Here is a 21,554-nt window from a genome sequence, read left to right as displayed (position 1 = left end):
CAACTGTGCCTTGGCGATGTGAAGGGAAACCTCATGGCGGCGAAGTTCGAGCTGAAAAAGACGAAGAACGACAAATTCGTATTCAACCTGCTGGCCAGCAACGGCCAGGTCATTCTGACCAGCGAGATGTACGAGTCTCGTGCGAGTGCCCTGAATGGCATCGAATCCGTGCGCAAGAACGCCCCGGACGATGGACGCTTCGGCCGCCTCAGTGCCAAGGACGGTTCGCCCTATTTCACGCTCAAGGCAGGTAACGGCCAGATCATCGGGCAAAGCCAGATGTACTCCGGCGCCAAGGCGCGCGATGCCGGCATCGAGTCGGTCCAGGCCCACGCGCCGCAGGCAACGCTCGACGACCAGACGGCATCCTGAGGCGCCGGGCGGCGGCGTGTGGCCCTTCGCCAGTCAGGGCGGGGCTGCGCGCCTAAAATGCCCGGATGACCTTTCGCTCCACCACTGCCGCGCCCCAGCGCGCGGCCACCAGCCAGCGCATCGATGTTGCCCGCGAACTGCTGCTGACCCCTTTCGGCCTGGATGAACGCCACCTCGCGCGCGCGCTGGCCGAGATCCGCACCCACAAGGTGGATGACGCCGACCTGTACTTCCAGTACACGCGCAGCGAGGGCTGGAGCCTGGAAGAGGGCATCGTCAAGACGGGCTCGTTCAGCATCGACCAGGGCGTGGGCGTGCGCGCGGTGAGTGGCGAAAAGACGGCTTTCGCCTATTCGGACGACATCTCGGAGGCCTCCCTGCTGGATGCGGCTCGCACTGTGCGGTCTATTTCGGCTGCAGCGCAGGATGGTAAAGCGCGAGTAGCTCCTAAAAAAGTAGCGGCGGGGCGCAGCCTGTATCCGGGTGTTGACCCGATCGCATCACTGGACAGCACGGCCAAGGTGGCCTTGCTGGAAAAGCTGGAGCAGCGCGCCCGTGCCAAGGACTCGCGGGTGGCGCAGGTGATGGCTGGCCTCGCCAGCGAATACGACGTGGTGCTGGTGGCCCGTGCCGACGGCACCCTGGCCGCCGACGTGCGCCCGCTGGTGCGCCTGTCGGTCACTGTGATCGCCGAGCAGAACGGCCGCCGTGAAATGGGCTCGGCCGGTGGCGGCGGGCGTTTTGGCCTGGCTTACTTTGACGACGAGCAGATGGGCAGGTACGTGGACGAGGCCGTGAACGCAGCCCTGGTCAACCTGGAATCGCGCCCCGCGCCTGCGGGCGAGATGACGGTGGTGCTGGGATCGGGCTGGCCCGGCATCCTGCTGCACGAAGCCATTGGCCACGGGCTGGAAGGTGACTTCAACCGCAAGGGCTCGAGCGCGTTCAGCGGCCGCATTGGCCAGCGCGTGGCGGCCAAGGGCGTGACGGTGCTGGACGATGGCACCATTGCCGACCGTCGGGGTTCGTTGAATGTGGACGACGAGGGCCACGCCAGCCAGCGCAACGTGCTGATCGAAGATGGCATCCTGAAGGGCTACATCCAGGATTCGCTCAATGCACGCCTGATGGGTGTGGCGCCCACCGGAAACGGCCGCCGCGAGAGCTATGCGCACATTCCCATGCCACGCATGACCAACACCTACATGCTGGGCGGCGACAAGGACCCGCAGGAGATCATCGCGAGCATCAAGAAGGGCCTGTACGCCAGCAACTTCGGGGGCGGGCAGGTGGACATCACCTCGGGCAAGTTCGTGTTCTCGGCCAGTGAGGCGTATTGGGTAGAAAACGGCAAGATCCAGTACCCGGTGAAGGGCGCCACCATCATTGGCAGCGGCCCCGAGTCGCTCAAGAAGGTGACGATGATCGGCAACGACATGCGGCTCGATAGTGGCGTCGGCACCTGCGGAAAGGAAGGCCAGAGCGTGCCCGTGGGCGTGGGCCAACCCACGCTGCGCATCGAGGGTTTGACCGTGGGCGGCACGGCCTGAAGAGGCGACGCTGCAGGCGGGCCTGCGGCAGCGTTTCGGCCTACGGGTTTTTGCGGTCCCTGAAAGTGCTGCGCGCCGCCACAGGCAGCGCACAATGTGATCACCATGTCTGCCACGCGCCCTAGCCAGTTGCTGACCCTGCAGTCGTTTGGCGACATCAGCCGCTTTCTGCGCGAAGGCGTTGCCGATGAGGACTCGCGCCAGTTGCGGGACAGCCTGGGTGCCCTGTCGGCGCAGATTGACGAAGCGGTGCGCATCCGGCGCACCAGCACCGACACCGCGGCGATTGCGCGCCACGTGGCGGCCCTGTCGCAATGTGCGCGCGAACACCAGTTGTTTCTGACAGGCCTGGGCTCGGCGTGGCATGCGCTCTACGAGTTTGGCGCCTACCAGCGCGCGCTGCGCGAGCTGCGCAACGCCATTGCCCATTGGCAGCAGATGCTGGAGCGCCGAAGCTCCAGGGAGAGCGCAAGCTTCGACCATTTCGAGCTGCTGGCCTGGCGCACGCTGGGCGAGGCGTTGTTGCTGATCGACATGTACGAACACCATGGCGACGCGCACAGCGAACTGCAGGATTCCGCGCCCCCGCGGAGCCGCTCTTTCCTGCAAAAAATCCAGACCTGGTTCCGGCAGCGAAGGAGCTGAAGTGCACGCCGTGCTGCGCGTTTCACGGGGTTTTGTAGCGCAATTGCAACATCGCGCAATTGCTGCACTGCGGCACTCCTGTGCTACATTGGGTGCCATGCAAGTTCGCAGCGCGTTTTATTTTTGGTTTTTTATCTCGGTCCCCGGCGGATGAGAGGAAAACGCGCAAGCACACACAACCTCCCCATACCAACCGCCGACGCTGCAAAGCCCGGCGGTTTTTGTTTTTCTGCCCTCCCGTTTTCCCATCTCACTTCAACTTACCCCACGAGGAAGCAACCATGACGGCCCTTTCCAACCCCGCCAGCGATGCCTGGTACCGCAGCGTCGAGAAAACCAGCCAGACCGACGACGAACGTATCAAGGACATCACCGTGTTGCCTCCTCCCGAGCACCTGATCCGCTTTTTCCCGATCGGCGGTACGCCGGTGGAGACGCTGATCACCCAGACCCGCAAAAACATCCACAACATCATGGCCGGCAAGGATGACCGCCTGCTGGTGGTGATTGGCCCCTGTTCCATCCACGACCCCGCCGCCGCGCTCGAATACGCCCGGCGCCTGAAGGTAGTGCGCGAGCAATACAAGGACACGCTGGAGATCGTGATGCGCGTGTACTTCGAAAAGCCCCGCACCACCGTGGGCTGGAAGGGCCTGATCAACGACCCCTACCTGGACGAAACCTACCGCATCGACGAAGGCTTGCGCATTGCCCGCCAGCTGCTGATCGACATCAACCGCTTGGGCATGCCGGCCGGCAGCGAGTTCCTGGACGTGATCTCGCCCCAATACATTGGCGACCTGATCAGCTGGGGTGCCATCGGTGCCCGCACCACCGAGAGCCAGGTGCACCGCGAGCTGGCCTCGGGCCTGTCGGCGCCCATCGGTTTCAAGAACGGCACGGACGGCAATATCCGCATTGCGACCGACGCCATCCAGTCGGCCAGCCGCGGCCACCATTTCCTGTCGGTGCACAAGAACGGCCAGGTCGCCATTGTGAACACCAAGGGCAACAAGGACTGCCACGTGATCCTGCGGGGCGGCAAGGCGCCCAACTACGATGCGGCCAGCGTGGCTGCGGCCTGCAAGGATCTGGAGGCTGCCAAGCTGCCCGCAACGCTCATGGTCGACTGCAGCCATGCCAACAGCAGCAAGCAGCATGAAAAGCAGCTGGATGTGGCCCGCGATATTGCAGCGCAACTCGCCGGCGGCTCGCGCAGCGTCTTCGGGCTGATGATCGAAAGCCACCTCACGGCCGGTGCGCAGAAATTCTCGCCGGGCAAGGATAAACCCGATGCCCTGGAATACGGCAAGAGCATCACCGACGCCTGTCTGGGCTGGGATGACTCCGTGAAAGCAATGGCCGATCTGTCGGAAGCCGTGAAGGCGCGTCGCGCACGCTGATCCACAGCACGGGCCGCAGGCCCTAAACTGCGGGCTCAAGCCATCAAAACAGAAGAAAGGTAAACATCATGCTCAGCGAAGTGTCGGTCGTTCTGGCCGGAAACCAGGAATTCCGCTTTGATCTGGCAGGCGCCGAGCCCATGGGCCACGAGGCGGGCAGGCGCTGGCTGGACGACCAGTTCACCGCGCTGGACTGCGAGCCCCTTCGCGCCAGCGGCAAGGTGCTGCTGGCGGATAAGGTGCTGACCGTGGCCCGTGCCGCAGGTGATGCGCTGATGTCCGATCCTGCGTGGTCCCGCGACTTTGCCCGTGCCGCCAGCGCAGCCCTGGCCAAGCCCGTGGTGCGCGTGGATGTGCCCGCGATGGCTGTTTCGTTCTGAATGTCGGACTGAAATTTCAGATGGCGGATTCAAGTACGAAGTGCAACGCAAGTAAACCGAGTTGGGCCAAGAGTGCATAGGATGCATTTTTGTGACCGGCCAGTCCCAAACGTTGCACCATGACCTATACCCACTTGACCCGAGAAGAACGATACCAAATCCACGCACTGCGTCGTCAAAACATAAGCCCGGCAGTGATAGCCGCACAGCTCAATCGAAGCCGATCGACCATCACCCGCGAGCTCAATCGCAACGCTGGAGCCCAAGGCTACAAACCCGCCCGCGCTCATGAGCGAGCCCGTGCCCGCCAAGGGGCACGGCGCAATGCACGCCAGTTCAATGCGCGGCAGTGGAGCCAGGTGGACAGCTATCTGCGCCTGGAGCTTTCTCCCGAGCAGGTCAGCGGACGGCTGCGGCTGGAGGGCGTGCTGACCATCAGCCACGAATGCATCTACCAGCACATCTATGACGACAAACGCAAAGGCGGTGAGCTGATCAAACACCTGCGCTGCCAGAAGGTGCGACGCAAGCGCTACGGCAGCGGACAAGAGCGGCGCGGCACACTCAAAGATCGGCTCTGCATAGAGCAGCGCCCCGCCATCGTTGACGCACGCAGCCGCATGGGTGACTGGGAGGGTGACACCGTGGTCGGCAAGGGCCACCAAGGGGTACTGGTGACCTTGGTGGAGCGCAAGTCCCGCTACACACTGGCGCAGCAACTGGACTCGCGCCACAGCGCAGGGGTGACCGAGGCTGTGATCGCACTGCTGCGACCTCACAAACACTTGTGCGAAACGATCACGTTCGACAATGGCAAGGAGTTTGCTGAGCATGCATTCATCGCCGCCAGTCTGGGGGCAGATGTGTACTTCGCGCATCCCTACCACTCATGGGAGCGTGGGCTCAACGAGAACACCAATGGCCTGTTGCGCCAGTACTTCCCCAAGTGCACCAACCTGCGCCGGGTCTCGCAGCACGAAGTTGACGATGCGCTCTACCGGCTCAACCACCGACCCCGCAAGTGCCTCAACTACCGCACTCCCCACGAGGTGTTCATGGGCTTGGAGATTCGTCCGTTACACTGAAATTCGGTGCACTTTGTAGTTGAATCTGCGGATAAAAACAGGCTCTAGCGCTTGACGATCAAGCGCTGTCAGCTATATTTTTTGTAGCGAATTGAGCAGTTTGGCGTGGATGCCGCCAAACCCGCCGTTGCTCATGCACACAATGTGATCGCCGGGGCGCGCTGCGGTGGTCACCTGTAGTACCAGGGCGTCGATGTCGGCAGCGGTTTGCGCACGCAGGCCAGGGCCGACACCCAGGGGGGCGAGCGCCTGTGCCGCGTCCCAGTCCAGCCCCGCGGTGTGGCAGAACGCCAGGTCGGCGGGCTCCAGCGCCCACGGAAGCTGGGCCTTCATGGCCCCCAGTTTCATGGTGTTGCTGCGCGGCTCGAAGACGGCAAGGATGCGCACGTCCGGGCCCAGGCTGCGGCGCAGGCCATCCAGTGTGGTTCGGAGCGCGGTGGGGTGGTGGGCAAAATCGTCGTACACCGCGATGCCGTTCACGGTGCCGCGCAGTTCCATGCGCCGCTTCACGTTCTGAAAGCTGGCCAGCGCGGTGGCCGCATCCCCGGGGCTCACGCCCACATGGTGGGCCGCAGCGATGGCTGCCAGGGCATTGAGCTGGTTGTGCACGCCCGTCAGTGCCCATTCCACACGCACCACCTTGCGCCCCTGGTGCAGCACATCGAAGGCCTGCGGGTCTCCCTGTGCCGAAAAATCGCTCACGGCTTCACCGAAGCTGGACACTTCGCTCCAGCAGCCCGTGTGCAGCACGCGGGCAAGGCTTTCTTCCAGCCCGTTGACCACCACACGCCCGGACGGTGGCACGGTGCGCACCAGGTGGTGGAACTGCCGCTCGATGGCGGCCAGGTCGTCAAAAATGTCTGCGTGGTCAAACTCCAGGTTGTTCAGTACCGCCGTGCGGGGGCGGTAGTGCACGAACTTGCTGCGCTTGTCGAAGAAAGCGGTGTCGTATTCGTCTGCCTCGATCACGAACAGGGGCGCAGCCCCCAGCGGTACACTGCCGGGCGCGGGGCGCCGGGGCGCGCCCAGGCGTGCCGACACGCCAAAGTTGAGCGGCACTCCCCCAATCAGAAAACCCGGCCGCTGCCCGGCGCATTCCAGGATCCAGGCCAGCATCGAGGTGGTGGTGGTCTTGCCATGGGTGCCCGCAACCGCCAGCACATGGCGGCCCTGCAACACGTGTTCGGCCAGCCACTGCGGGCCACTGGTGTAGGGCAGGCCAGCGTCCAGGATGGCCTCCATCAGCGCAAACTTGGGCGAACCGTCGGGCATTCGCACGCGGCTCACCACGTTGCCGACCACAAACATGTCGGGCTTGAGGTCCAGCTGGTCGGCCCCAAAGCCTTCGATCAGGTCGATGCCCAAGGCGCGGAGCTGGTCGCTCATCGGTGGGTAAACGCCAGCGTCGCAACCTGTGACCTTGTGGCCTGCCTCGCGTGCCAGTGCGGCCAGGCCGCCCATGAACGTGCCGCAGATGCCCAGTATGTGTATATGCATGGGCGCAGATTCTAAGGTTCAATATAAAAAAAGCCTCCAGCGCTTGATGGATAAGCGTTAGAAGCTATGAAAAATATAGTGGCCTTGGAAATCTCCGGGGAAACCCGTAATGCGCCCCGGCGTGGCGGGACACAATGCAGCTTCCTTCCCGCCGTTGACTGTACTGCCATGCACACACCTTTGAGCGAAGAAATCGCCCACACCACGGCCCGTCTGGTGGTGGAAGAGGGGCTGGAATGGGGCCCGGCCAAGCGCCGGGCTTTGCGCCAGATGGGCCTGCCTGCGCGCACGCCTTTGCCGGACAACGATCTGGTCGAGGGCGCTGTGCGCGAGTACATCCAGCTCTTTTGCGCGGAGACGCAGCCGCGCGAGCTCAGGGCGCTGCGGCAGCTGGCCCTGGTGTGGATGGAGCGCATGGCGGCGTTTCGCCCCCACCTGGCGGGTGCCGTGTGGCATGGCACGGCCACGCGGCTGTCCGATATTTACCTGCAGTTGTTCTGCGATGACCCCAAATCAGCAGAGATTGCGCTGATCGATCACCATGTGGACTACGAGCCGCGGACCGTCACCGGCTTTCACGGCGAATCCGTGGAGGCCTTGAGCGTGGGCAGCAAATCGCCCGAGCTCAATGAGATGATCGGCGTGCATCTGATGATTTATGACCTTGATGACCTGCGCGGCGCGCTGCGCCCGGACTCCCGGGGGCGCGCGCCCCGTGGCGACATGACCGCCCTGCGGCGTTTGCTTGAGGAAACACCCGTTCCATGACCACTCCAGCTGATCTTCCTGAATCCGCCTCCGCGGCGCCTGGTGCGCGGCCTTCGCACAGTCGAAGGCGCCTGCTGTACGCCGGGGTCGCGGGTGCCGCTGCCCTGGGTGGCGCGGGTCTGGCATGGTGGAAGTTTCAACCGCATGCCATGGAGGAGGGTGTGGAGCAGGCGCTCTGGTCCATGGAGTTCGAGAGACCTGAAGGCGGCGTGGTGTCGCTCCAGTCCATGGCGGGCAAGCCGCTGCTGCTCAACTTCTGGGCCACCTGGTGCCCGCCGTGCGTGGATGAACTCCCCATGCTCAATGATTTTTACCGCCAGCAGTCTCCTGCCGGCTGGCAGGTGCTGGGGCTGGCCATCGACCAGCCTTCGGCGGTGCGCAAATTCCTGCAACGCATCCCTCTGGAGTTTCCGGTGGGGCTGGCCGGACTGGGCGGGACAGATCTGGGTCGGTCGCTGGGCAATCTCACGGGTGGCCTGCCGTTCACCGTGGTGCTGGGCGCCAGCGGTCGCGTGCTGCACCGTAAAATGGGGCAGTTAACCCCCCAGGACCTGAAACAGTGGGCAGCCCTTCGCTGACCTTGTGGCTGCTCAGACGGTTCATTTCCAGACCATCGGAGGTTTTTTCTTCATGGGGTTGACGAAAAATAGCCGTGGAAGCGTGAAGTAGGCCGAAATTGGAGTAAATTCGCGCCCTATTCAGTTTATAGCCGTTGGAGCTTCCATGGATCTGCGAAAACTCAAAACACTCATCGACCTCGTCTCCGAGTCGAACGTCTCCGAGCTGGAAATCACCGAGGCCGAGGGCAAGGTCCGTATCGTCAAGAGCGTGGGAGGTGTAGTGCAGCAGTTTGTGCCCGCCCCTGCGCAGGCGCCTGCCGCCCCTGCACCCGCTGCTGCCACTGTGGCCGAGCTGCCAGCGCCTGCGGTGCCATCAGGTCATATCGTCAAGTCGCCGATGGTGGGTACGTTCTACCGGTCTTCCAGCCCGGGCGCCAAGGCGTTTGTGGAGGTGGGCAGCCAGGTCAAGGAAGGCGAGACGATCTGCATCATCGAGGCCATGAAGATCCTCAATGAGATCGAGGCCGACAAGACAGGTACGGTCACCCGCATCCTGGGTGAAAACGGCCAGGCCGTGGAATACGGGCAGCCGTTGTTCGTCATTGAATGAATGGGTGCAACCTGCTGAGCGGCGTTGCCGTGTCGCCCTTCTGTTGCCTGGCGAGGTGGGTGGGGAGCCCAGCCCTGAGCAAGGTCAGCAAGGTGATCATGGCGCTTGCGTGGCCTCCTGGCCCGGTGGCGCGCCAGTTTCAAGCGTCGCGCGCAGCGCGATGCACTGTGGATAAGCAATATGTTTAAAAAAATCCTGGTCGCAAACCGTGGTGAGATCGCTCTGCGCATCCAGCGCGCCTGCCGTGAGCTGGGCGTGAAGGCTGTGATGGTCTATTCCGAGGCTGACCGCGACGCCAAGTACGTCAAGCTGGCCGAAGAAGCGGTGTGCATCGGCCCCGCGCCCTCGCCGCTGTCTTACCTCAACATGCCAGCCATCATTTCGGCCGCCGAGGTGACCGATGCGGAAGCCATCCATCCGGGCTACGGGTTCCTGTCCGAAAACGCGGACTTTGCCGAGCGTGTGGAAAAAAGCGGATTTCAGTTCATTGGCCCCACCCCCGAATCCATCCGGATCATGGGTGACAAGGTATCGGCCAAGCACGCGATGATCCGCGCAGGCGTTCCCTGCGTACCGGGCTCGGAGGGCGAGTTGCCCGATGACCCCGTTCAGATCCGTCGCATTGCCAAGGCCGTGGGCTACCCGGTCATCATCAAGGCTGCAGGCGGTGGGGGTGGTCGCGGCATGCGCGTGGTGCATACCGAGGCCGCACTGGTCAACGCCGTGCAGATGACCAAGGCAGAGGCCGGGGCAGCGTTTGGCAACCCGGCGGTGTACATGGAGAAGTTCCTCCAGAACCCGCGCCATATCGAGATCCAGGTCCTTGCGGACAAGCACCGCAACGCGGTTTATCTGGGCGAGCGCGACTGCTCTATGCAGCGCCGCCATCAGAAGGTGATCGAAGAGGCGCCAGCGCCTGGTATCCCGCGCAAGCTGATCGAGAAGATCGGCGAGCGCTGCGTGGCCGCTTGCAAGAAAATCGGCTACCGCGGCGCGGGCACGTTCGAGTTCCTGTACGAAAACGGTGAGTTCTACTTCATCGAGATGAACACCCGTGTGCAAGTGGAACACCCCGTCACCGAGTGGATCACCGGCGTGGACATCGTGAAGACGCAGATCATGGTCGCGGCGGGCGAGAAGCTGCCGTTCACCCAGCGCCAGATCGAGATCCGGGGCCATGCCATCGAGTGCCGGATCAATGCGGAAGACCCTTACAAGTTCATTCCGTCGCCCGGGCGTATCACAACGTGGCATCCACCAGGCGGCCCCGGCGTGCGTGTGGATTCGCATGCGTACACCAACTACTTTGTGCCGCCTAACTACGACTCGATGATCGGCAAGATCATCGTGCACGGCGACACGCGCGAGCAGGCCCTGGCCCGCATGCGCACGGCGCTGTCCGAGACGGTGATCGAAGGCATCAACACCAACGTGCCGCTGCACCGCGAGCTGATGGTGGACGCCAAGTTCATGGCCGGCGGCACCAACATCCACTACCTGGAAGAGTGGCTGTCGCAGCACAAGCGCTGAAGACGGCATCTGGCAGTTTCATATGCTGGCCCTTGGCAACAGGGGTCAGCATTTCATTTTTCGAGAGGCGTCTATGTTTGAGCTGAGTCTGATGTGCCCTGAGGACCGGATCGAAGCGGTCAGCGATGCGCTGGATGCGCTCGATGCTCTGTCCGTTTCGGTAGAGGATGCCGATGCGCAGACGGACGCCGAACAGGCCCTGTTTGGCGAGCCTGGCATGCCCCCGCCCAAGGATGGCTGGCAACGCAGTCGCGTGGTGGCTTTGTTCCCCTCCGAGGTGGCGGCCCGCGAAGCACAGCAGTTGCTGGTGGTGCAGGATTTTTTCGCGGGCTGCCAGGTGCTCGGCATTGCCCATGTGCCCGAGCAGGACTGGGTGCGGCTCACGCAGTCGCAGTTTGCGCCCGTGGACATCACGCCCGACTTTTGGATTGTCCCCACCTGGCATGAATTGCCAGCCCAGGCAAAGCGCAGCATCCGGCTCGATCCGGGCCTGGCCTTTGGCACTGGCACGCATCCCACAACGCGCATGTGCCTGCGCTGGATTGCCTGCCATGGCGCCATCGAACCATCCATGGGCGATCCGTTGGGCCGGGTTCTGGACTATGGCTGTGGCTCCGGCATCCTTGCTATCGGTGCCGCCAAGTTTGGCGCTATGGATATCGATGCGGTGGATATCGATCCTGCGGCTGTCGAATCCACGGCGCTGAATGCGAAAGCCAATGACGTGTTGCTCCATGCGGGGCTGCCGGACAAGGCGCGGGGTGAATACCAGACGGTGTTGGCCAACATTCTTGCCACGCCCCTTCGCGTGCTGGCGCCCCTCCTGTGCAGCCACGTGGCCCCTGGGGGAAACCTGGTACTGGCGGGAATTCTCGAACGCCAGGTTGACGAACTGAAAGCGGCTTACGCCCCTTGGGTTCCGCTGGAAGTGTCGGACGCAGAGGATGGCTGGATACTGATGACAGCCCGCCGCTGAGACCGGCTGCATCCCCGCCGCGGCGGGCTCTTGCGCACCCCTACAATCCATCGCTGATGAGCCAGATCACTCGCTGCCCGTCCTGTGCGACCTCTTTCAAGGTGGTGGCAGACCAATTGCGCATCTCGCAAGGCTGGGTGAGGTGCGGGCAGTGCAATGAGGTGTTCGACGCGTCAGCGTACCTGTTGCCTGCAGCCCCGCCGTCATTGCTGCCCGATGTATCGCTGACCGATACCCGCCCGCCCCCAGCTCCCGTGACACGTTCTCAGGAGGGCGTCCGGTCCTGGGGGCAGCCACCGGCTCCGCCAGCGTCCTCCCCTTCGGGCAAAGGGTATGCTGAGGTTTCCGCTGCAACCCAGCCCACGCCATTTGCCCCGTCTCGTTCCGAGGAGATCGCGCAGGTTTCAAGCCAGGCACAGGGAGAGGCGGGATCGCCCGTTCTGGACATCCCCCAGCCTGCAGTGCCGCCGTTTCTGGCGGCAACGCCCAGCGGGCGCGCCACGGCGGAAGAAGATCCTCCCTCAGGACTTCTGAAGCCTTTTACCTGGCGTTCTGATGCGCAGTCTCGTCCCCCAGCAGCGGGTCAGGGCAGCAGTGCTCTACCTTCATCCACGGTGACGGAGGCCGCTTCTTTCAAGCAAGCCGACCGCATGGGTGCTTCTTTAGACAGCGCTGCCGGTGCTCTCGCCGATCCCGCGAGTGGACTCTCTGCGCCAGCAGGCTACGAGCTGCCGTCGGCACCGTTGCCGGATGAAGAGGACCTCGTTCCTGTGCCAGATATTTCGGTGGGCGCAGCTCCTATGGAGTTTCCTGCCCTGGAGTTGCCTGCGAAGCGCTCATCCATTGGGGGGGATTCGGAGTTGGCCGAAATGGCTCCAACTGCGGCCGTACCTGCTTCTGCGGTTGTGGGGGCGACAGCACCCTTGCCGCCACTGAATTTTGTGCCGGAGGCAGAGCCCCTCTCGCTGGTGGAAGATGACTCCCCTGCAGCAGTGTTGCAGCCGCCTCCGCGCAAACCATTGTCGGCCTCGGGTGGCGGGCAGCACATTGACGACGAAGAAGGTCTGGCAGCGTCGGAACAGGAAGTCAGCTTTGTGATTGCTGCCCGGCGCAAGGCGTTCTGGCGCAAGCCAATGGTGCGGGCGGGCCTGTTCCTTGTGCTCTCGACATTGATGGTGGCGCTTGCCTTGCAAGTGGCCGTTCAGGAGCGCGATCGGCTGGCGGCGATGGATCCTCGTTCGCGACCGTGGGTGACGGCACTCTGTGGTCCTCTTGGGTGCGAGATCGCGCCACCGCGCCAGATCGCTGATGTGGTTATAGACAGTTCCGCGTTCAACAAGGCCCGGGGTGACAGCTATCAATTTTCGGTGACCATCAAAAACAAGGCCTCGATACCACTGGCGACACCTGCGGTCGAGCTCACGTTAACCGACACGCAGGACCAGCCCGTGCTTCGAAGGGTGCTGTTGCCGAACGACATGGGAGCTCCCGGCGCGTTGCCCGCCCGGGGGGAATGGAGCGCGTCCGTGTCGGTGATCGTGACTACCGGTGGAGCGCGCGTGGCCGGATATCGGCTGCTGGCTTTTTATCCCTGATCTTAATTAACCCACTACCTCTTCTGATATGGCTGTCCTTATCTGCGGTTCCCTGGCATTCGACACCATCATGACGTTCGAAGGACGCTTTGCCGAGCAGATACTGCCCGACCAGTTGCACATCCTGAACGTATCGTTTCTCGTGCCTTCATTGCGGCGTGATTTTGGAGGCTGTGCTGGCAACATTGCCTACAGCCTCAAACTGTTGGGTGGCGAGCCGCTGCCGATGGCGATGTTGGGCAGCGACGGGGCTGAGTATCTGCAACGCCTGGAATCCCTGGGGATCAGTGCCCGCCACGTGGGGCAGGTGCAGGACACCTACACCGCGCAAGCCATGATCATGACGGACCGGGACAACAACCAGATCACGGCGTTTCACCCCGGTGCAATGATGCAGGCGCACCGGAACCGGATCGTGCCTGGCATGGGTGTGAACGTGGGGATCATTGCGCCAGACGGTCGTGACGCCATGCTGGAGCACGCGGCGCAGTTTGTCGCAGCGGGTATTCCTTTTGTGTTCGATCCGGGCCAGGGGCTGCCCATGTTCAATGGAGAAGAGCTGGCGCGATTTGTTGAACAAGCCACCTGGGTGACGGTGAACGATTACGAAGGAAAAATGCTTTGCGACCGCACGGGCTGGACTCTTGCCGAGATCTCGCACAAGGTGCAGGGACTGGTGGTGACGCTTGGCGCAGAAGGCTGCGAGATCTGGGTAGGTGGAGAGAAAACCCATGTGCATGCGGCCGTGCCCGCCCAGGTGGTGGACCCAACGGGATGTGGCGACGCGTGGCGCGGCGCACTGCTGTTTGGCCTGGAACAAGGTTGGCCGCTGGTGCGTTGTGCCGAGCTCGGCAATCGGGTGGGCGCGCTCAAGATCGCACAGCGCGGGCCGCAGAACTACACCCTCGATTTCAAGGCTGCGTAACTACGCGCGATATTTCCCGCCTGCTCGGTGCAGAGCGCGCGCTGATGGCGGAAAAAAACCCGGTACACAAGTGCACCGGGTTGAGCGCGTGACACGCAAGGATCAGGGCTTGTTGCCCGTAGGGAAAGGCCACGCCGCCTGGGGGTTCAAAGTAGTTTGAGCGGCGGGTGCAGCAGCAGGGGCAGGCGCCTTGGGGGCCTTCTTCGCGGGAGCGGCCTTTTTTGCGGGGGCGGCGGGCTTCTTCGCTGCTACAGCCTTCTTGGCGGGAGCGGCTTTCTTTGCCGGTGCCGCTGCCTTCTTGGCAGGTGCAGCCTTCTTTGCTGCTACAGCCTTCTTGGCGGGAGCGGCTTTCTTTGCCGGTGCCGCTGCCTTCTTGGCAGGTGCGGCCTTCTTCGCTGCTACAGCCTTCTTGGCGGGAGCGGCTTTCTTTGCCGGTGCTGCTGCCTTCTTGGCAGGTGCAGCCTTTTTCGCTGCTACAGCCTTCTTGGCGGGAGCGGCTTTCTTTGCCGGTGCCGCTGCCTTCTTGGCAGGTGCGGCCTTCTTCGCTGCTACAGCCTTCTTGGCGGGAGCGGCTTTCTTTGCCGGTGCTGCTGCCTTCTTGGCAGGTGCAGCCTTTTTCGCTGCTACAGCCTTCTTGGCGGGAGCGGCTTTCTTTGCCGGTGCTGCTTTTTTAGCGGCTGGTTTTTTCGCAGTTGCCATCATGTTCTCCTTGGGTCAATAGACAAAGAGCACTCGCTGTCTGCATTGGACAGAAAGTGATCCATGGGGATGGAGAGGAACTCCATCCCCATGAACACGGAAACGCCCCACTCGCAGCGCCCTGCGGCGCAGTTGTGAGGGGACGTGGTGTAGATATCCATGGTGGTGTGATGCGAAAAAGACGCTAGTCCCAGGACAGCGCACCACCGGACTGGTATTCAATAACCCGGGTCTCGAAGAAGTTGCGTTCCTTCTTCAGATCGATCATTTCGCTCATCCACGGGAACGGGTTTTCTTCGTTGGGGAACAGCGTTTCCAGTCCGATCTGTGTAGCACGCCGATTGGCGATGTAACGCAGGTAGCCTTTGAACATGGAGGCGTTCATGCCCAGCACGCCACGTGGCATGGTGTCTTCCGCGTAGCGGTACTCCAGCTCCACCGCCTTGAGGAACAGCGCCTTGATTTCGGCCTTGAATTCGGCTGTCCAAAGATGGGGGTTTTCGAGCTTGAGCTGGTTGATCAGGTCGATGCCGAAGTTGCAGTGCATGGACTCGTCGCGCAGTATGTACTGGTACTGCTCGGCGGCACCTGTCATCTTGTTCTGGCGGCCCAGGGCCAGGATCTGCGTGAAGCCAACATAGAAAAACAGGCCTTCCATCAGGCAGGCGAAAACGATCAGCGACTTGAGCAGGGTCTGGTCGTTTTCGGGGGTGCCGGTGTGGAAGTTTGGATCCATGATCGCCTCGATGAAGGGGATCAGGAACTCGTCCTTGTCGCGGATGGATTGGACTTCGTTGTAAGCGTTGAAAATTTCGCTCTCGTCCAACCCCAGTGACTCCACGATGTACTGGTAGGCGTGTGTATGAATCGCTTCTTCAAACGCCTGGCGCAGCAGGAACTGACGACACTCTGGCGCTGTAATGTGCCGATAGGTGCCCAGCACGATGTTGTTGGCGGCCAGAGAATCGGCAGTGACAAAAAACCCCAGGTTGCGCTTGATGATGCGGCGCTCGTCGTCCGTCAGGCCGTTGGGATCCTTCCACAACGCGATGTCGCGCGTCATGTTCACTTCTTGGGGCATCCAGTGATTGGCGCAGGTTGCGAGGTACTTTTCCCACGCCCACTTGTACTTGAAAGGCACCAGCTGGTTGACGTCGGTCTGGCCGTTGATGATGCGCTTGTCGGCCGCATTCACCCTGCGATGTGTGGCAGCTGCAGGTGCTGCTGGTGTTGCCGACGAGGCAGTCATCGATGCGTGCACTTCTTGCAGCGACGGGGTCTGGAAAGGCAAAGGCGGCTGTCCCGCCAGGTGGCTCTTGTTCAGTCCACCGTCCAGTTGATTTTGCGATGAGGGCTTGACTTCTTCGTCCCAGGTCAACATAGATTTTCCAGTGTTCGGATTATGAAAGCAGTGCTGCGAAAAGAAAAGCACTCAAGCGTTGTCCAGCAACGATTTGTTGCTTCACAGCACACGCGCGACGCCCCGCGATAACCCAAGGCGTCGCGCAGCACGTGCGTTATTGGCAGGCCTCGCAGCCAGGATCATCGATAGCGCAGAACTTGACGTCGGTGGCAGGCACTGCGGATGTCTGCTGGGCCGCTGCTGCGGCCGCAGCTTCCAGCGCGCTGGGTCTGGCGTGGGGGGTAGCCAGAGAAGCAGAGGAGCCACCATCATTGCCTGACGAAACTGCGTTGAGCTGGCGCGTGTTGACCGTGCTCATCTCGACGTGCGTAGCGCTTTGCGTGCGCAGGTAGTAAGTCGTCTTCAGACCCCGGATCCAGGCAAGTTTGTAGGTGTCGTCGAGCTTCTTGCCCGATGCGCCGGCCATATAGATGTTCAGGCTCTGTGCCTGGTCAATCCACTTCTGGCGGCGCGAGGCTGCCTCTACTAGCCACTGGGGTTCGACCTCGAAGGCCGTGGAGTAAAGCGCCTTGATGTCCTGCGGCACGCGGTCGATGGGGTGCAGCGAACCCTTGAAATGCTTGAGGTCCATGATCATGACGTCGTCCCACAGCCCCAGGCGCTTGAGGTCACGCACCAGACCACCGTTGATGATGGTGAATTCCCCCGACAGGTTGGACTTGACCGACAGGTTTCCAAACGAGGGCTCGATCGACGCATCGACGCCGATGATGTTGGAGATGGTGGCGGTGGGCGCAATGGCCACGCAATTGGAGTTGCGCATGCCGTCCAGCGCAATCTTCTTGCGCAGCGCATCCCAGTCGAGCGTGGAAGAGCGGTCCACTTCCACATAGCCGCCCCGGGCCTGCGCGAGCATGTCCAGCGTGTCGAAAGGCAGGATGCCGCGATCCCACAGCGAGCCCTTGTAGCTGGAGTACTTTCCGCGCTCCTTGGCCAGTTCGGTGGACGCCCAGTAGGCGTAGTAGCAGATGGCTTCCATCGACTTGTCGGCGAATTCCACCGCCTCTTGCGAAGCGTAGGGGATGCGCAGTTCGTACAGGCTGTCCTGGAATGCCATCACACCCAGGCCGACCGGGCGGTGGCGCAGGTTGGAATCGCGGGCCTTCTTGACGGCGTAGTAGTTGATGTCGATCACGTTGTCGAGCATGCGCATGGCGACCGTGATGGTTTTCTTGAGCTTGTCGTGGTCGATCTGACCGTCCTTGATGTGCTGCAGCAGGTTGACCGAACCGAGGTTGCAGACGGCGGTTTCGGTGTCGCTGGTGTTGAGCGTGATCTCGGTGCACAGGTTGGAAGAATGCACTACGCCAGCGTGCTGCTGGGGCGAGCGCACGTTGCAGGCATCCTTGAAGGTGATCCAGGGGTGGCCGGTCTCGAACAGCATGGTCAGCATTTTGCGCCAGAGGTCCGTGGCCTGGATCGTCTTGGCGGGCTTGATCTCGCCACGTGCAGCCTTTTCTTCGTAGGCCACATAGGCCTTTTCGAAGTCGGCGCCAAACAGATCGTGCAGGTCGGGCACGTTAGAAGGGGAGAACAGCGTCCAGGTGCCCTTTTCCATCACGCGGCGCATGAACAGGTCAGGGATCCAGTTGGCCGTGTTCATGTCGTGCGTGCGGCGGCGATCGTCGCCGGTGTTCTTGCGCAGTTCCAGGAACTCTTCGATGTCCAGGTGCCAGGTTTCCAGGTAGGTGCAGACGGCGCCCTTGCGCTTGCCGCCCTGGTTCACCGCCACGGCCGTGTCGTTGACCACCTTGAGGAAGGGCACCACGCCCTGCGATTCGCCATTCGTGCCCTTGATGTGGGAGCCCAGGGCGCGCACGCGAGTCCAGTCGTTGCCCAGGCCGCCAGCAAACTTGGACAGCAGGGCGTTTTCCTTGATCGACTCGTAGATGCCATCCAGGTCGTCGGGCACCGTGGTCAGGTAGCAGCTGGACAGCTGCGAGCGCAGGGTGCCACTGTTGAACAGCGTGGGGGTGGACGACATGAAGTCGAACGACGAGAGCACTTCATAGAACTCGATGGCGCGGGCTTCGCGATCGGTTTCATTGAGCGCCAGGCCCATGGCCACACGCATGAAGAAGGCCTGCGGCAGCTCGATGCGGGTTTTTTTGACGTGCAGGAAGTAGCGGTCGTACAGGGTCTGCAAACCGAGGTAATCAAACTTCAGATCGCGGTCTGCCTTGAGTGCGGCGCCCAGGCGTTGCAAGTCGTACTGCATCAGGCGCTCATCCAGCAGGTCGTTGTCCACGCCCTTCTTGATGAACTGCGGGAAATATTCGATATACGCCTGGCCCATGCCATCCTGCGTCACCTCGCGGCCCAGCACTTCGCGCACGATGGTGTGCAGCAGCAGGCGGGCGGTGGCATAGGTGTAGTCCGGGTCCTTCTCGATGAGGGTACGCGCAGCAAGGATCGAGGCCTTGTAGACCTCGTCCATGGGCACACCGTCATACAGGTTGCGCATGGTCTCGGCCACGATGGGGTCGGCCTTCACGTCGGCACCGAGGTTCACGCAGGCTGATTCAATCAATGCCTGCAGGCGGTGCGAGTCCAGTGCGACGCGCTCGCCGCCATCGAGCACATGCAGCAGGGGAATGGACACCGCAGGGCTTTGCTGTTCGGCCTGGCGGGCGCGCTCTTGCGTACGGCGCTCGCGGTACAGCACATAGGCGCGGGCAATTTCGTGGTGGCCGCCACGCATCAGGCCCAGCTCGACCTGGTCCTGCACATCTTCTATGTGGAAGGTGCCGCCGCCAGGACGGGACCGCATCAGAGCGCGTGTGACGTTGCTGGTCAACGTATCGACCACTTCGCGCACGCTGGCGGAGGCCGCGCCCTGAGTTCCATGAACGGCCAGAAAGGCCTTCATCATTGCGACTGCGATTTTCTGCGGTTCAAATGGCACGACCGCGCCATTTCGGCGAATGATCTGATAGTGCGCTAGAGAGCTGCCAGCCATTGCTTGCGCGGACTGGTTGGCTGGTACCTCGGTGGGCGTGGCGTGGGGCGTGGAAGGCGTGTTCAAAGCAGCTTGCATGGGATCCTCTTCTGTGGGCTGTCTGGGGAACGGTGCGGAGTCTAGGTGCCGCAGCAGTAGGTGAGTGGTGCAGCAGGCGGCGGTCTGGCGCACACTATATATGGTGTGTCGCAGGCATTCAAGACACTACCGGTAGTGTACCGCCGTAAATTCACCGGAAATTTGAAATCACCTGTTTGCGATGCCAAAAGACGATGGCCTCGCCCCCGCAAAACCCTTGTCGCCACAAAAAAGCAGAGCGAAACTCACGCAAGGAAAGGCGTTTCCGGAGATTTTTCTTCCACAACCCGCATGACGTCTGGGGATGCGGGTATGTGCGGGCGCACAATAAAAAAAGAGCTTGACGAGCTGCTTCGCCAGTGGAGTCAGCGGATGCCTTGCTGGCCAGGACCGGTGGCAGCAGGAAACCGGCGCGCTGGCCAGTTCAGGGATTGCTTCAGCTGCGCCCAGTCGAAACCCGGGCCCGGATCATGCTTGCGGCCCGGTGCTATGTGCTCATGCCCCGCTACGTGTTTTATGGGGTAACGGCGCGCGATATCGAGGCAGAGCGAGGCCAATGTCTGGTACTGCGCGGGATCGAACGTATGTCCTTCCAGACCCTCCAGTTCGATGCCGATGGAATCGTCATTGCATTGGCTGCGTCCGCGGTAAGCGGATTGACCCGCATGCCACGCCCGGTGGTCGCAATCAACAAACTGCCAAAGAGCGCCGGACCGCTCGATGAAGAAGTGCGACGACACCTTCAGGCCCCGGATGCTCTGAAAATAGGGATGGGCGTCCCAGTCGAGGGTGTTGGTGAAGAGCTGCTGCACGGCGTTTCCGCCATATTCGCCGGGCGGCAGACTGATCGAATGCACCACGATGAGGTCGATGGGGGAGCCAGCCAGGCTGGGGCGCGCACCGTGGTTGGGAGATTCGAGCCTCGTGGCCGCGCGGTGCCATCCCCCGTCCCAAAGTGGGAGTCCTTCACCCGCCGTTTCAGCCGATCTCGTCATGCGGATCCTGATCATTCGGGACGGCAATGTTCAGTCGGGCGATACGGTAGCGAATCTGGCGCAGACTGATGCCCAGCCGGGCTGCGGTGGCTGTCCTGTTGAAGCCCGCTTCGCGCAGCGCGCGGATCAGGATGTCCCGCTCCTGCTGGTCGAGCCATGCCTGAAGATCGTTGGGCAGGGGTACCGTGCAACCTACATTGCCAATGGCCGGGGGCGGTAGATAGGGCTGCGGCCCTTCGGCATTTGGCGGGCTTGTGGGCTCGGGGGAGGCCCTTGGGCTGGAGGGGGCCGATGACCCCATCGGCCAGTCCAGATTCAGTTCATCACCGTCGCTGAGGGCGACGGCTCTGTGCAGCAGGTTTTCCAGTTCGCGGACGTTCCCGGTCAGCGGGTGCGCCGCGATGGCTTGCAGTGCCTGCTCGGTGAGAGAGGGTACTGGCATGCCAGATTCCTGGGCGATGCGCGCGAGCAGCGCGGTGCACAGCATCGGCAAGTCCTCCCGGCGTTCGCGCAATGGGGGAATGACGATCTCGATCACATTGAGCCGGTAGTACAGATCCTGCCGGAACCGGCCCGACTGCACGTCGGCGGCCAAGTCGCGATGCGTGGCGCTGACAATGCGCACGTCCACCGTTTCTTCCTGGGTCGATCCAAGGGGGCGCACGCTGCGTTCCTGGATGGCGCGCAGCAGCTTGGATTGCATGGCCAAAGGCAGATCACCGATTTCATCCAGAAAAAGTGTGCCTCCGCGCGCGGCCTGGAAGTAGCCATCCCTGTCCTGGCTGGCGCCGGTATACGAACCTTTGCGAGCGCCAAAGAACTCCGCCTCCAGAAGGTTCTCCGGGATGGCGCCGCAGTTCACGGCCACCAGTGGCCCGTCCGCGCGCTGGCTGCTGGCGTGCAACGCCTGTGCCACCAGTTCCTTGCCCGTGCCCGATTCCCCGTGGATCAGCACAGGCGCCATGCCGCGCGCCACCTTGGCCACCCGCTGTTTGACGTTGCGCATGGCCTCGGAAGTTCCGACCAGGCGGTCCAGGGCAGTGCCCGCCGCCAAGGGGTCGGCGCTGAAGTTGCCCTGCCGGCCTTGCACACCCCCGGTACGGGCAGCCCGGGGGGCGGGCACACCGCCGGTCCCCTGCACTGCCGATGCAACCACCGAACGGAACTGCTTGAGATCCACCGGCTTGGTCATGTAGTCGAATGCACCGGACCGCAAGGCTTCCACGGCATTCTCGGCAGAGCCGTAGGCGGTCATGACCACACACCGCTCGCGGCGCTGTTGCTCGCGAAGGTCCTGCAGCAACTCCATGCCAAAACCGTCCGGAAGCCGCATGTCGGTGATGACGGCATCGAAACGGTGCGCCTTGAGCTGGTCCCGGGCCTCCTGGACACTGGACGCGGTCTCCACGCGGTAACCTTCGCGCAGCAGGGTCAGTTCGTACAGGGTCCGAAGATCAGGTTCATCGTCGACGACAAGGATGGAGGCAACAGGGGCGTTCATGGC

General features: G+C 62.4%; 20 protein-coding genes and 1 pseudogene. 14 read left to right on the top strand and 7 right to left on the bottom strand.

From position 1 onward, the window contains the following. Positions 1-33: 33 nt before the first annotated feature. The 6 genes from AAFF19_RS19240 to AAFF19_RS19215 all read left to right on the top strand — a co-directional run bounded on the left by AAFF19_RS19240 (position 34) and on the right by AAFF19_RS19215 (position 5,435). Positions 34-372, top strand: a complete 339-nt coding sequence (locus AAFF19_RS19240; protein WP_008904747.1) for a YegP family protein — start codon at positions 34-36, stop codon at positions 370-372. A gap of 65 nt (positions 373-437) precedes the next feature. After that, complete coding sequence (tldD, locus tag AAFF19_RS19235) at positions 438-1,922, top strand: metalloprotease TldD (protein WP_182120382.1); 1,485 nt, start codon at positions 438-440, stop codon at positions 1,920-1,922. A 105-nt stretch (positions 1,923-2,027) separates the two neighbouring features. After that, positions 2,028-2,567 (top strand): hypothetical protein, encoded by a 540-nt coding sequence (locus AAFF19_RS19230; RefSeq protein WP_182120381.1) that lies wholly within the window; start codon positions 2,028-2,030, stop codon positions 2,565-2,567. Between the two features lie 281 nt (positions 2,568-2,848). Continuing rightward, entirely contained in the window at positions 2,849-3,970 is a 1,122-nt protein-coding gene (locus AAFF19_RS19225; protein WP_182120380.1) for a 3-deoxy-7-phosphoheptulonate synthase, read from the top strand. Positions 3,971-4,038: 68 nt separating this feature from the next. Beyond that, entirely contained in the window at positions 4,039-4,350 is a 312-nt protein-coding gene (locus tag AAFF19_RS19220) for a hypothetical protein (protein WP_008904751.1), read from the top strand. A 119-nt stretch (positions 4,351-4,469) separates the two neighbouring features. After that, on the top strand, positions 4,470-5,435 hold the full coding sequence (locus tag AAFF19_RS19215; protein WP_342720802.1) for an IS30 family transposase: 966 nt from the start codon (positions 4,470-4,472) through the stop codon (positions 5,433-5,435). 72 nt (positions 5,436-5,507) lie between these two features. On the opposite strand, the gene mpl is transcribed toward AAFF19_RS19215, so the two are convergent. Continuing rightward, the gene (gene mpl / locus AAFF19_RS19210) at positions 5,508-6,932 is read right to left on the bottom strand and encodes a UDP-N-acetylmuramate:L-alanyl-gamma-D-glutamyl-meso-diaminopimelate ligase (RefSeq protein WP_182118832.1); all 1,425 of its coding nucleotides are present in this window, start codon (positions 6,930-6,932) and stop codon (positions 5,508-5,510) included. Positions 6,933-7,100: 168 nt separating this feature from the next. On the opposite strand from mpl, the gene AAFF19_RS19205 reads away from it, so the two are divergent. The 8 genes and pseudogenes from AAFF19_RS19205 to AAFF19_RS19170 all read left to right on the top strand — a co-directional run bounded on the left by AAFF19_RS19205 (position 7,101) and on the right by AAFF19_RS19170 (position 13,896). Further along, positions 7,101-7,700: a hypothetical protein gene (locus AAFF19_RS19205; protein WP_182118831.1), complete on the top strand. Its 600-nt coding sequence runs from the start codon at positions 7,101-7,103 to the stop codon at positions 7,698-7,700. Then, entirely contained in the window at positions 7,697-8,278 is a 582-nt protein-coding gene (locus tag AAFF19_RS19200; RefSeq protein ID WP_182118830.1) for a TlpA disulfide reductase family protein, read from the top strand. The genes AAFF19_RS19205 and AAFF19_RS19200 overlap by 4 nt, the downstream gene beginning before the upstream one ends. A gap of 145 nt (positions 8,279-8,423) precedes the next feature. Next, positions 8,424-8,870: an acetyl-CoA carboxylase biotin carboxyl carrier protein gene (accB, locus tag AAFF19_RS19195; protein WP_182118829.1), complete on the top strand. Its 447-nt coding sequence runs from the start codon at positions 8,424-8,426 to the stop codon at positions 8,868-8,870. Positions 8,871-9,050: 180 nt separating this feature from the next. Beyond that, complete coding sequence (gene accC, locus AAFF19_RS19190) at positions 9,051-10,400, top strand: acetyl-CoA carboxylase biotin carboxylase subunit (protein ID WP_182118828.1); 1,350 nt, start codon at positions 9,051-9,053, stop codon at positions 10,398-10,400. A 73-nt stretch (positions 10,401-10,473) separates the two neighbouring features. Beyond that, entirely contained in the window at positions 10,474-11,376 is a 903-nt protein-coding gene (gene prmA / locus AAFF19_RS19185; RefSeq protein ID WP_182118827.1) for a 50S ribosomal protein L11 methyltransferase, read from the top strand. 56 nt (positions 11,377-11,432) lie between these two features. Further along, a pseudogene (locus tag AAFF19_RS19180) lies at positions 11,433-11,537 on the top strand (zinc-ribbon domain-containing protein); the annotation flags it as partial. Between the two features lie 453 nt (positions 11,538-11,990). After that, positions 11,991-12,971 carry a DUF3426 domain-containing protein gene (locus AAFF19_RS19175; RefSeq protein WP_246330762.1) on the top strand — a complete coding sequence of 327 codons (981 nt, stop codon included), beginning with the start codon at positions 11,991-11,993 and terminating at the stop codon, positions 12,969-12,971. A 28-nt stretch (positions 12,972-12,999) separates the two neighbouring features. Further along, a complete protein-coding gene (locus AAFF19_RS19170) occupies positions 13,000-13,896 on the top strand; it encodes a carbohydrate kinase family protein (RefSeq protein WP_008904760.1) in 897 nt (298 codons plus the stop codon). 102 nt (positions 13,897-13,998) lie between these two features. Here AAFF19_RS19170 and AAFF19_RS19165 read toward each other — a convergent pair whose 3' ends face one another. The 6 genes from AAFF19_RS19165 to AAFF19_RS19140 all read right to left on the bottom strand — a co-directional run bounded on the left by AAFF19_RS19165 (position 13,999) and on the right by AAFF19_RS19140 (position 21,551). Next, complete coding sequence (locus tag AAFF19_RS19165; RefSeq protein WP_342720801.1) at positions 13,999-14,595, bottom strand: histone; 597 nt, start codon at positions 14,593-14,595, stop codon at positions 13,999-14,001. Next, positions 14,595-14,756 carry a hypothetical protein gene (locus AAFF19_RS19160; protein WP_160165354.1) on the bottom strand — a complete coding sequence of 54 codons (162 nt, stop codon included), beginning with the start codon at positions 14,754-14,756 and terminating at the stop codon, positions 14,595-14,597. The genes AAFF19_RS19165 and AAFF19_RS19160 overlap by 1 nt, the downstream gene beginning before the upstream one ends. A 23-nt stretch (positions 14,757-14,779) precedes the next feature. Then, a complete protein-coding gene (locus AAFF19_RS19155) occupies positions 14,780-15,976 on the bottom strand; it encodes a ribonucleotide-diphosphate reductase subunit beta (protein WP_008905939.1) in 1,197 nt (398 codons plus the stop codon). Positions 15,977-16,112: 136 nt separating this feature from the next. Then, positions 16,113-19,055: a ribonucleoside-diphosphate reductase subunit alpha gene (locus AAFF19_RS19150; protein ID WP_182118825.1), complete on the bottom strand. Its 2,943-nt coding sequence runs from the start codon at positions 19,053-19,055 to the stop codon at positions 16,113-16,115. A gap of 365 nt (positions 19,056-19,420) precedes the next feature. Next, on the bottom strand, positions 19,421-20,050 hold the full coding sequence (gene ampD, locus AAFF19_RS19145) for a 1,6-anhydro-N-acetylmuramyl-L-alanine amidase AmpD (protein WP_182118824.1): 630 nt from the start codon (positions 20,048-20,050) through the stop codon (positions 19,421-19,423). After that, the gene (locus AAFF19_RS19140; protein WP_342720800.1) at positions 20,034-21,551 is read right to left on the bottom strand and encodes a sigma-54 dependent transcriptional regulator; all 1,518 of its coding nucleotides are present in this window, start codon (positions 21,549-21,551) and stop codon (positions 20,034-20,036) included. Before AAFF19_RS19140 ends, ampD begins: the two co-directional genes overlap by 17 nt. Between the last annotated feature and the right edge of the window lie 3 nt (positions 21,552-21,554).

Origin of the sequence: Acidovorax sp. FHTAMBA (assembly GCF_038958875.1) — a bacterium.
In the GTDB taxonomy this organism is placed as follows: Bacteria; Pseudomonadota; Gammaproteobacteria; order Burkholderiales; family Burkholderiaceae_C; genus Acidovorax.
The sequence above is the reverse complement of the archived record's forward strand: the minus strand, read 5'-3'. Positions and strand labels throughout refer to the sequence as shown.